At 62.8% G+C, this 9,854-nt stretch carries 11 protein-coding genes; 7 read left to right on the forward strand and 4 right to left on the reverse strand.

Annotated features, from left to right (window positions below):
- The coding region (locus tag EOA22_RS14660; RefSeq protein WP_164755446.1) for an ABC transporter permease at nucleotides 1-898 on the reverse strand (898 nt) is incomplete at its 3' end.
- Between the two features lie 42 nt (nucleotides 899-940).
- Entirely contained in the window at nucleotides 941-1,681 is a 741-nt protein-coding gene (locus EOA22_RS14665) for an ATP-binding cassette domain-containing protein (protein WP_013530854.1), read from the reverse strand.
- Between the two features lie 465 nt (nucleotides 1,682-2,146).
- Between EOA22_RS14665 and EOA22_RS14670 the strand changes: the two genes are divergently transcribed.
- Nucleotides 2,147-3,136 carry a sugar-binding protein gene (locus tag EOA22_RS14670; RefSeq protein WP_013530855.1) on the forward strand — a complete coding sequence of 330 codons (990 nt, stop codon included), beginning with the start codon at nucleotides 2,147-2,149 and terminating at the stop codon, nucleotides 3,134-3,136.
- Between the two features lie 198 nt (nucleotides 3,137-3,334).
- Complete coding sequence (locus EOA22_RS14675) at nucleotides 3,335-4,117, forward strand: FadR/GntR family transcriptional regulator (protein WP_013530856.1); 783 nt, start codon at nucleotides 3,335-3,337, stop codon at nucleotides 4,115-4,117.
- Nucleotides 4,118-4,141: 24 nt separating this feature from the next.
- On the opposite strand, the gene EOA22_RS14680 is transcribed toward EOA22_RS14675, so the two are convergent.
- A complete protein-coding gene (locus tag EOA22_RS14680; protein WP_063168519.1) occupies nucleotides 4,142-5,080 on the reverse strand; it encodes an NAD(P)-dependent oxidoreductase in 939 nt (312 codons plus the stop codon).
- A 119-nt stretch (nucleotides 5,081-5,199) separates the two neighbouring features.
- Between EOA22_RS14680 and EOA22_RS14685 the strand changes: the two genes are divergently transcribed.
- Nucleotides 5,200-6,096 carry an NAD(P)-dependent oxidoreductase gene (locus EOA22_RS14685; protein ID WP_063168518.1) on the forward strand — a complete coding sequence of 299 codons (897 nt, stop codon included), beginning with the start codon at nucleotides 5,200-5,202 and terminating at the stop codon, nucleotides 6,094-6,096.
- A gap of 307 nt (nucleotides 6,097-6,403) precedes the next feature.
- Nucleotides 6,404-7,180, forward strand: coding sequence for a FadR/GntR family transcriptional regulator (locus tag EOA22_RS14690; RefSeq protein ID WP_024501538.1), 777 nt, complete (start codon nucleotides 6,404-6,406; stop codon nucleotides 7,178-7,180).
- Between the two features lie 14 nt (nucleotides 7,181-7,194).
- On the opposite strand, the gene EOA22_RS14695 is transcribed toward EOA22_RS14690, so the two are convergent.
- Complete coding sequence (locus EOA22_RS14695; RefSeq protein WP_024501537.1) at nucleotides 7,195-7,485, reverse strand: DUF3175 domain-containing protein; 291 nt, start codon at nucleotides 7,483-7,485, stop codon at nucleotides 7,195-7,197.
- A 170-nt stretch (nucleotides 7,486-7,655) separates the two neighbouring features.
- Between EOA22_RS14695 and EOA22_RS14700 the strand changes: the two genes are divergently transcribed.
- The 3 genes from EOA22_RS14700 to EOA22_RS14710 form a co-directional block, all read left to right on the forward strand.
- Nucleotides 7,656-8,885, forward strand: a complete 1,230-nt coding sequence (locus EOA22_RS14700; RefSeq protein WP_013530861.1) for an MFS transporter — start codon at nucleotides 7,656-7,658, stop codon at nucleotides 8,883-8,885.
- A gap of 21 nt (nucleotides 8,886-8,906) precedes the next feature.
- Entirely contained in the window at nucleotides 8,907-9,236 is a 330-nt protein-coding gene (locus EOA22_RS14705) for a hypothetical protein (protein WP_063168517.1), read from the forward strand.
- Nucleotides 9,237-9,335: 99 nt separating this feature from the next.
- A partial coding sequence (locus EOA22_RS14710) for a LacI family DNA-binding transcriptional regulator (RefSeq protein ID WP_164755448.1) occupies nucleotides 9,336-9,854 on the forward strand: 519 nt, incomplete at its 3' end.

Below are 9,854 nucleotides of genomic sequence, written 5' to 3' on the forward strand. Positions count from 1 at the left end.
GGCCGAGACTGTTGCGGATCACCTCGATCAGGGCCGCGCCGACGATGGCGCCGAAGGCGGTGCCGACGCCGCCGGCCAGATTGGCGCCGCCGATGACGGTGGCGGCGATTACCTGCAGCTCCATGCCGGTGCCGAGATTGGTGGTGACGGCACCCAGCCAGCCGGTCTGGATGATGCCCGCAATGCCCGCCGACAGCGCCGAGATCATGTAGACGGCAACCTTGATCTGGCGCACCGGAACGCCGGTCAGCGTTGCCGCGTGCTCATTGCCGCCGATGGCGAAGATATGGCGGCCGAACTTGGTCCAGCGCAGGATGAAGCCGGTGATCAGCGCCAGAAGGATCATGTAAAGCACCGGGTTGGCGATGCCGAACACCCAGGCGCCGCCGCCCAATGACAGAAGCTTGGCATGGTCCGGCCCGAACTGGAAGACCACCGTGTTGTTGGAGGCGACCATGGCGAGGCTTCGGGCGATCGACAGCATGCCGAGCGTCACCACGAAGGGTGGAAAGCCGAGATAGGCGATCAGCACGCCGTTGAAGGCGCCAATGGCGAGCGCGGTGGCAATCGAGGCCAGGATGCCGACCTCGATCGAGTAGCCGGCATGCATGGTGACGGCCAGCACCATCGACGACAGGCATAGCACCGAGCCGACCGACAGGTCGATGCCGCCGGTGATGATGACGAAGGTCATGCCGAGCGCGATGATGGCGACGAAGGTGATGTTGCGGGTGATGTTGTAGAGGTTCTTCGAGGTGGCGAAAGCGTCGGTGGCAAACGACAGGAACACGCAGGCAAGGATGACCGCGATCACCACCCAGAAAGTCTGGCTGGCAAACAGTCTCGCGGCCAAGGATTGCTGCTTATGCTCGATCGGCTGGTCAATTGTCAGTGCCATCGTCGACCTTCATCTGCTGTGCGTGGTGGAATTCGCTTGAAATCAAACCTGTTCGATAGCGCCGGTGATCAGCCCGGTGACTTCCTCGGGCGAGCTCGACGCAATCGTCTTGTCGGCGACCTTGCGCCCGCGCCGCATGACGATGACGCGGTCGGCGACGGTGAACACGTCAGGCATGCGGTGGCTGATCAGAACGACGGCGATGCCCTGATCGCGCAAATGGCGGATAAGGTTCAGCACTTCGGCGACCTGGCGCACCGAGATCGCCGCCGTCGGTTCGTCCATCAGCACGATCTTGGCCTGCGACAGCATGGTGCGGGCAATCGCCACCGCCTGGCGCTGGCCGCCCGACATCTGCTTGACGAGGTCGCGCGGACGGGTCTCGGACTTCAATTCGGCGAAGAGCTGGCCGGCACGCTTGTACATCGAGGCATAGTCGAGGATCCGGAACGGCCCGACGCCGCGCCGCAACTCACGGCCGAGATAGACATTGGCGGCGGCAGTCAGATTGTTGCAGAGCGCAAGGTCCTGGTGGACGATCTCGATGCCGTGCTGGCGGGCTTCCGCCGGCTTGTGCAGGATCAATTCCTTGCCGTCCATGTGCATGGTGCCATGGCTCGGGCGGAAATTGCCAGCGATCATCTTGACCAGCGTCGACTTGCCGGCGCCGTTGTCGCCCATCAGGCCGACCACCTGTCCGGGCTCGATCGACAGCGAAACGTCGTTGACGGCCTGGATGGCGCCGAAATGCCTTGAGATGTTGGTGAGTTCGAGAACCGCCACCAGCCTTTGCCTCCCCGTGCTTTGCGACCTGCAGCTGTTACCGGCGTGGATGCCGACGCTGCTTTGGCCTCGCTCTCCCCGGCTCCTCCCGAAGACGGCGTTAGCGTTCTTTTACGCAAAAGCCGGCGCACGTCAATCAATTGTCGGACGAATTGGGCCAGGACTATTTTAAAAATCCGTTTTGTAGGACAAATAGCATTGACGTTGGCGCCAAGCCGATATTAGCTAAGCGTCGGAGGAGATTATGCCGATCCCCGCTGGCGGTCGCCGGCCGGAATTGGCGGAGGTTTGACGGTCCAGGATCCGGCGGCACCTGTGTGTGAGCTGATCTGAAGCCGAATCTGGAAATGCTTATCGATCTGTCCTGGCGACACGAGCGCTCGCGAAACGACCCTCGGTCATCACGCATCCGGTCGATCTGTATGGCGGGCACGCCGTGTCCGTTTGTTTCAAGGGAGGACTGACATGAGGAAAACACTTTTGCTCGCCGCCGTCGCCGCCATGGCGTTGGGTGCCGGGCCGGCTTTGGCCAAGAAACAGCTCGTCATTGTCGTGAAAGGTCTCGACAATCCGTTCTTCGAGGCCATCCACCAGGGCTGCGAGAAATGGAACAAGGAAAACGCCAGCTCGGAATATGAATGCTTCTACACCGGTCCGGCGTCGACTTCGGACGAGGCCGGCGAGGCGCAGATCGTCCAGGACATGCTGAGCAAGGCCGACACGGTGGCGATGGCGATCTCGCCGTCCAACGCGCCGCTGATCGCGCAGACGATCAAGAGTGCCAATCCGTCGATCCCGATCATGACGGTCGATGCCGATCTCAGCAAGGAAGACGCAGGTCTTCGCAAGACCTATCTCGGTACCGACAATTACCTGATGGGCAAGAAGATCGGCGAGTACATCAAGAAGGGCAAGCCGAATGGTGGCACGATCTGCACCATCGAAGGCAACCCGGCAGCCGACAACATCCTGCGCCGTGCGCAAGGCATGCGTGACGCACTGTCGGGCAAGGAGGGCCTCGCCGCACTTGCCGGTGAAGGTGGCTGGACCGAAGTCGCCGGCTGCCCGGTGTTCACCAACGACGATGGCGCCAAGGGCGTGCAGGCGATGACCGACATCCTCGCCGCCAACCCCAAGCTGGACGCCTTCGGCATCATGGGCGGTTGGCCGCTGTTCGGCGCGCCGCAGCCCTATCGCGATCTGTTCGGACCGCTCAAGGACCGGATCGCCAGCAACGACTTCGTCATCGGCGCTGCCGACACGATCGGCGACGAGATTGCGATCGCTCGTGACGGCCTTGTAACGGCTCTGGTCGGCCAGCGGCCGTTCGAAATGGGCTACAAGGCACCGTCGGTGATGATCGACCTGATCGAAGGCAAGGCGGTCGCCGATCCGGTGTTCACCGGCCTCGACGAGTGCACCAAGGATACGGTCGACACCTGCATCCAGAAGTAGGTTCTCGATTTCGGGGCGCCCGGCTGCGGGCGCCCCGTCATTCCTGGACGGAAGCGATAATTCCCGAACGGACGCAATGGTTGGGGCAACCGGCTCCGGCTTTGCTGCGCCCGTGATCTGGATTTTTCGGCAACGAGATCGGCGCCCGTGCGGTTCGGACCAGTCCGGACGACAGACGGTCGACGCATTGGAACGTGGATGCCGGACGAGAAGTCAAGCAAGCGAACCGACCGGGCCAAGGCACAAGCCAGCCACGGCCCGGCTGTCATGCGCAAGGCCGGTGCCGCGCATTTTGCGGGAGCGAGCGTCCATGTCTCGCTGGCCGGCGAGATCGGCCTGCGGATCGTGCGTGGCGACTATCCGCCCGGCACCATCCTGCCCAACGAGTCCAGATGGGCCGAGATCTTCAATGTCAGCCGTTCGGCGGTGCGCGAAGCCATCAAGATGCTGATGGCGAAAAGCCTGTTGGCCTCACGCCCCAAGATCGGCAGCTGGGTCGAGCCGAAGGAGCGCTGGAACCTGCTCGACCGCGACGTGCTGGCCTGGTACGCGACGGCGCCCGACCGCGAGGCGTTCCTGCGAACCGTGCAGGAGTTTCGTCATATCATCGAGCCGGAAGCATCGGCCTTTGCAGCCATACGGCGCAGTGACGAGCAAATGGCGGAAATCAGCCAGGCCTGCCGCGAGATGGGCGAAGCCTTGAGCCTGCAGGAGCGTATCCGCGCCGATACGCGCTTTCATCTGGCCATCCTGCGCGCCTCCGGCAACGACCTTCTGGTGCCGCTCGGCGTGCTGATCGAGTCGGCGCTCGACCATCTTTTCGCATTCACGACACAGCAGGTCGCCGATCAGCGCCAGGCGCAGAAGCTGCATGAGGCGATCGAAAAGAACATCCGCCTGCAGCGCCCGGCCGCCGCGCGCAACGCCGTGCACAAGCTGCTTGCGGATACCGATGAAGGGATCGGGCGCTGGAGGCGGTGATCGGCGCCTGCGTTGGGCAATCGGTTAAATGGTCTGCTTCTTGCCATCCTTCATCGGCATCAGGTCGACGCCGTTCACCTTCCCGATATGCGTTGCCAGCATCGGTACGAATTGCTCGGCCGGGCCGGTTGCGTGGGCACCGGCGAAGGCGTTCTTGGTGGCGTTGCCGAGCGGGTTGGCAATGCCGGCCGCACCCGCCATCGATTCCAGATAGGTCAGGTCCTTGAAGGCGTTGGCGATGGTGAATTTGTGCGCGTCGCGGTCACCTTCCAGCGTCCAGCGCATGAAGGTCTGGTAGAAGCCGCAATCCATGCGGCCATTGCGGATGACGCTGTCGAAGCGCGGCGGCGAGATGCCGACCTTCTCAGCCAGTGCCAGTGCCTCGGAATAGATCGCGGCGTAGCCGAGCGAGATGAAATTGTTGAGCAGCTTCATGCGATGGCCATCGCCGGTGTCGCCGATATGGACGATGCGGCCGGCCCAGGTTTCGATTACCGGTTTCACCCTGGCAAAGAGGGTGTCCGGCGCGCCGACCATGGCGTCGAGTGTGCCTTCCCAGGCTTCCTTCGGCGTGCGGCTGAGCGGTGCGTCGACAAAATCGATGCCGAGCGCCTTGAGTTCAGCGGCAAGCGCAATGGTCGAGACGGGGTCGGAGGTCGAGCAGTCGACGACGACGGAACCTTTCTTCAAACCCTCCTTGAGGCCGCCCGGGCCGCGAATGATGGCTTCGACCTCGCGCGAACCGGTGACGCAGATGAAGACGATTGTCGATGCCGCCGCCACATCGCGCGAGGTCGATGCTTCGGTGGCGCCGCGGCCAAGCAGGTCTTCCGCCGGCTTGCGGTTCTTGCGGCCGAGAAAGGTCAGGCTGTAGCCCTTGTCGACGATGTTCTTGGCGATCCCGTGGCCCATCAGGCCAAGCCCGATGAAGCCGATCTTTTCGCTCGCGGCAGTCGTGTTCATGTCTTCAAGTCCTGTTGCAATGATTGATGTCAGGCGCTGCCGTTTTGCAGGCGAGGGTGGTTGCGGATGGCGATATTGTCTGACAATACACATAAATTCCTGAGGATGTGGAGAGCAAAATGACGAAGCGGATCATGTTCACCGGCGGCAGCGGCAAGGCCGGACGCCATGTCGTCCAGTATCTGGTCGAGCAAGGCTGCCAGGTGCTCAACATCGACACCAGGCCGCTCGACAACCCCAAGGTGCGCACGCTGATCACCGACATCACCGACAGCGGGCAGGTGTTCAACGCACTGTCGAGCTATATGGGCCTGCATGAATTCGACCCCTCGCTGCGTCCGCAGCCGGTCGATGCGGTGGTGCATTTCGCCGCCATCCCGCGCATCATGATCACCACCGACAACGAGGTGTTCCGCATCAATGCGCTCGGCACCTACAATGTCATCGAGGCGGCAGTTAAGCTCGGTATCCGAAAGGTAATCATCGCCTCCAGCGAGACCACCTATGGGCTGGTCTTCGCCAACGAGCCGCGCGATCCAAAATATTTCCCGCTCGACGAGGAGTATGACGTCGATCCGATGGACAGCTATGCCTTGTCCAAGGTCGTCAACGAGAAGACGGCGCGGGCCTTCGCGCAGCGCAACGGCACCGACATTTATGCCCTGCGCATCGGCAACGTCATCGAGCCGCACGAACATTCGCTGTTTCCGAAATGGTTCGCCGATCCGGGTTTCCGCAAGCGCATCGCCTGGAGCTATGTCGACGCGCGCGACCTTGGCCAGATCACGCTGCGCGCCATAGAGAAGGACGGGCTCGGCTATCAGGTGTTCAACGCGGCCAATGACGACACCTCGTCCGACCTGCCGACAGCCGAACTCTTGAAGCGGTTCTACCCCGGCGTGCCGGTCAAGGCCGAACTCGGCGAATACGAGACGCTGCTCTCCAACCGCAAGGCGCGTGACGTGCTGGGCTTCCGCCCGGAGCATAGCTGGCGCAAATACGTCAAGCAGGCCTAGGCATGTCGACACTCAGGTGATGCCGGCCTGCGAATGACGGCTTTCTGCGCTTCCGCCTTCGCCGGCCGAAGCACTTATGAGTGGTCGTGGCAGTCAAGGCTACGGCCGGCGTAGGCCGATGCTCACGTACCCAAAAGTACGCTGCGCTCCGGTTCTCGAAATCCGTCATTCTCGGCTCGGCCTGACCTGAATATCGACATGCCAATCAAGCGGCGGATCGGGGCTGATCTGTGCACAGCGGGCAGCTTTGCGATGCAAGCCGCTTGCTGCGCTTGACAGCCTGCTTAATACGGACTTTCTGGACCCCATGCGGGACGCGAAGCCGAACAAGGAAAAATCGTTGGGGAAAGCGGCCTCCGGGGACCGTCCGGGCGGCGTTCGCCGGGCGGACGCCGCGCGTATTCCCGGCTCCAGCGTCCACGCCTCGCTGGCCAGTGAAATCGGCCTCAGGATCGTGCGCGGCGATTATCCGCCTGGCACCATCCTGCCCAATGAAGCGAAATGGTCGGAGACCTTCAGCGTCAGCCGCTCGGCGGTGCGCGAAGCGATCAAGATGCTGATGGCCAAGAGCCTTTTGGCCTCACGTCCCAAGATCGGCAGCTGGGTCGAGCCGAAGGAACGCTGGAACCTGCTCGATCGCGATGTGCTGGCCTGGTACGCGACGTCGCCGGACCGCGAAGTGTTCCTCAAGACGGTGCAGGAATTCCGCCATATCATCGAGCCGGAAGCGACCGCGTTCGCCGCGATGCGAAGAACCGACGAGCAGATGGCCGAGATCAGCCTGGCCTGCCGTGAGATGGGCGCGGCGACGAGCCTGCAGGAGCGGACCCGCGCCGACACGCGCTTCCATCTCGCCATCCTGCGGGCTTCGGGCAACGACCTGCTGGTGCCGCTCGGCGTACTGATCGAATCCGCCTTCGATCATCTCTTTGCCTATACGACACGGGAGATCGACGATCTCAACCACGCGCAGAAGCTGCACGAGGCGATCGAGAAGAACATCCGCCTGCAGCGCCCCGACGCGGCGCGCAATGCTGTGCGCAAATTGCTCGCCAACACAGACGGCGTCATCCGCGCCCGGTAAGGCCGGACCGGCCGCTAATCATCCTTGTCCCGTCCGAAGGCGCTGCGCAGTTCGTCCTTGGCGTCCTCAAGCACTTTTTTGCGCGCGGCAGGCAAGTTCTTGCCGGCGCGGTTGATGTAAAAATTCAGCATCGACATGGCGGATTGGAAAGGCTCGGCCTTGCGCCTGTGGCTGTGTTCGGCGGATCGTTTCAGCGAGGCGGCGATCTTCCTGGCGTCGTCGGATTCGAAGACGTGATCCTCAAGATCCATTGCGTTGCTGTGCTCGGTCACCTCGGCCGACCATTTTTTCCTGGTGGCGGTCATCGCAGGACTCCTTTGCGGGGTGGGTTGCCGGGAAACTCCGCACATCGGTATCGGTTCCGCCCTGGCTCTGGAGCCACGGATTTGCCCGCTGTGGCGCTGCTGCGGCCTGAGAATGCGCCGATAGTGGCGCAAACGGCAGCCGATCTCCGAGACCGCCGACAGGAAACGCCTTGACCCGAACCGACAGCCTCCAGCCCGGCCCCGGCATCGACAGCTCCTATGCCTGGATGCGGCTTGCCATCTCGATGCTGCTGGCGACGATCGGCGCCGTGGGCATGTGGGCTGTCGTCGTCGTGCTGCCCGCCGTGCAGGCCGAGTTCGGCGTCGACCGCGCCGCGGCGTCCATGCCTTACACGGCGACCATGGTCGGTTTCGCCGCCGGCAACGTGCTGGTCGGCCGCGCCATCGACCGGATGGGTTACTGGATCCCGGCGCTGATCTCTTCGATTGCGCTTTCCGCGGGCCTGCTGCTCGCGGCGCTGTCGACCTCGATCCTGCAATTCACGCTTGCCCAGGGGGTGCTGATCGGTATCGGCACGTCGGTGATCTTCGGGCCGCTGATCGCCGATATCTCGCACTGGTTCAACCGCCGTCGCGGTGTTGCGGTCACGGCGGCGGCGGCCGGCAATTACCTTGCCGGGGCGTTGTGGCCGACCATCATGCCGACGCTGATGAAGGCGGAGGGCTGGCGCTTCACCTATGCGGCAATCGGCATCTTCTGCCTGGTGACAATGGTGCCGCTGGTGCTGATGCTGCGGCGCGGTGCCCCGGCGGCGGCCGTCGCGGGTTCGCCCGGAAGCCGGTCGGTGCAGCCGATCTCGCTGTCGCCGGCGGCCTTGCAGGTGCTGCTGGTCGTCGCCGGGCTCGGCTGCTGCGTGGCGATGTCGATGCCGCAAGTGCATATCGTCGCCTATTGCATGGACCTTGGCTACGGCGTCGCACATGGCGCCGACATGCTGTCGATCATGATGGCGGGCGGCGTCGTCAGCCGGCTGGCGTCCGGCTTCCTCGCCGACCGTATCGGCGCCGTGTGGACATTGATGATCGGCTCGGTCCTGCAGTGCCTGTCGCTGCTGTTCTACATCCCGTTCGACGGGCTTGCCTCGCTCTATGTGGTGTCACTGGTGTTCGGCTTGTCGCAGGGCGGCATCGTGCCTTGCTACGCGATCATCGTGCGCGATTATATGCCGGCCAGAGAGGCCGGCCAGCGTATCGGCATCGTCATGATGGCGACCATCTTCGGCATGGCGATCGGCGGCTGGATGTCGGGCTGGATCTACGATTTGACCGGCTCTTATGCGGCTGCGTTCCTGAACGGCATTGCCTGGAATATTTTGAATATACTGGCGATCGTTCTGTTATTGTGGCGGTCGCGGCGATCATTGACGGTTGCAGCTTAAGCCTTATTCCGGGCGCACAAAATGCATCTCGATCTTCACGGTAAGCCCATTCTTCTAACAATAGCGGTGTGGGCCTGCGCCGCGGGATGCCTCGCAGGCGCCGCCGCAATTTTCTATTCGATTATCCTGGTGCTCGGCAGAACCGGGGCGCTTGTAGACACTACTGAGGAAAGATCACTTGGTTGGAGCGAGCGAGCCGGCCGCAGGAATAGCCGTTTCAACAGATTTCTTGTTGCTGACGAATTCCGATCGCTTCGCAAGCTCCTGTTTGGAGCATGGGCCGGATTTTTAGTCTCGTTTGGTCTTCTTTCTCTGCTGATTTTTCTCTTTGGGGAGCGGACATTGACCTAGCGTCGAGAAGGAAGCGCGCGGATAAATATCCCACTTTGACCAACATATGACGGCTGCGGGCGCGATGGCTTCCGATCTGTATCTTGCGAGGACTCGATTTTGACCAAGCCGCGCACGCGCCGGGGCGGCGGCCGCCCGACCATCGCGGATGTCGCGCGCAAGGCCGGTGTCGGCGCCATCACCGTGTCGCGCGCCCTGCGTGAGCCGGAGCGTGTCTCCGAAGAGTTGCGCCGCCAGATCCAGGCCGCTGTCGACGAACTGGGCTACGTGCCGGACCCGAATGCCCGGGCGCTGGCCTCGGCGCGCGCCGAGGTGTTCGGCGTGCTGGTGCCGTCGCTTACCAACAACGTCTTCGCCGAGGTGGTGCGCGGCATCTATGACAGCCTGTCGGCCAGCCCGTTCCGCATCCAGCTTGGCAACACCCACTATTCCGGCCTCGAGGAAGAGCGGCTGCTGCAGCTGTTCGGTTCGCAACGGCCAGCGGCGCTGATCGTCGCCGGCATCGATCAGACGCCGGCTTCGCGAAAGCTGCTGGAAAGTGCCGGCTGCCCTGTGGTGCAGGTGATGGAAACCGGTCCCGATCCGGTCGACATGATGGTCGGCTTCTCGCATCTCGAT

Source organism: Mesorhizobium sp. M7A.F.Ca.US.014.04.1.1, assembly GCF_003998745.1.
GTDB lineage: Bacteria > Pseudomonadota > Alphaproteobacteria > Rhizobiales > Rhizobiaceae > Mesorhizobium > Mesorhizobium ciceri.

What these genes read in the sequence shown, in the direction of transcription:
- EOA22_RS14695 (WP_024501537.1), bottom strand. Translation starts at nt 7,485, where the DNA reads ATGACCGCCACCAGGAAAAAATGGTCGGCCGAGGTGACCGAGCACAGC.
- EOA22_RS14675 (WP_013530856.1), top strand. Translation starts at nt 3,335, where the DNA reads ATGCCGGACGAGAAGTCAAGCAAGCGAACCGACCGGGCCAAGGCACAA.
- EOA22_RS14705 (WP_063168517.1), top strand. Translation starts at nt 8,907, where the DNA reads ATGCATCTCGATCTTCACGGTAAGCCCATTCTTCTAACAATAGCGGTG.
- EOA22_RS14670 (WP_013530855.1), top strand. Translation starts at nt 2,147, where the DNA reads ATGAGGAAAACACTTTTGCTCGCCGCCGTCGCCGCCATGGCGTTGGGT.
- EOA22_RS14680 (WP_063168519.1), bottom strand. Translation starts at nt 5,080, where the DNA reads ATGAACACGACTGCCGCGAGCGAAAAGATCGGCTTCATCGGGCTTGGC.
- EOA22_RS14690 (WP_024501538.1), top strand. Translation starts at nt 6,404, where the DNA reads ATGCGGGACGCGAAGCCGAACAAGGAAAAATCGTTGGGGAAAGCGGCC.
- EOA22_RS14685 (WP_063168518.1), top strand. Translation starts at nt 5,200, where the DNA reads ATGACGAAGCGGATCATGTTCACCGGCGGCAGCGGCAAGGCCGGACGC.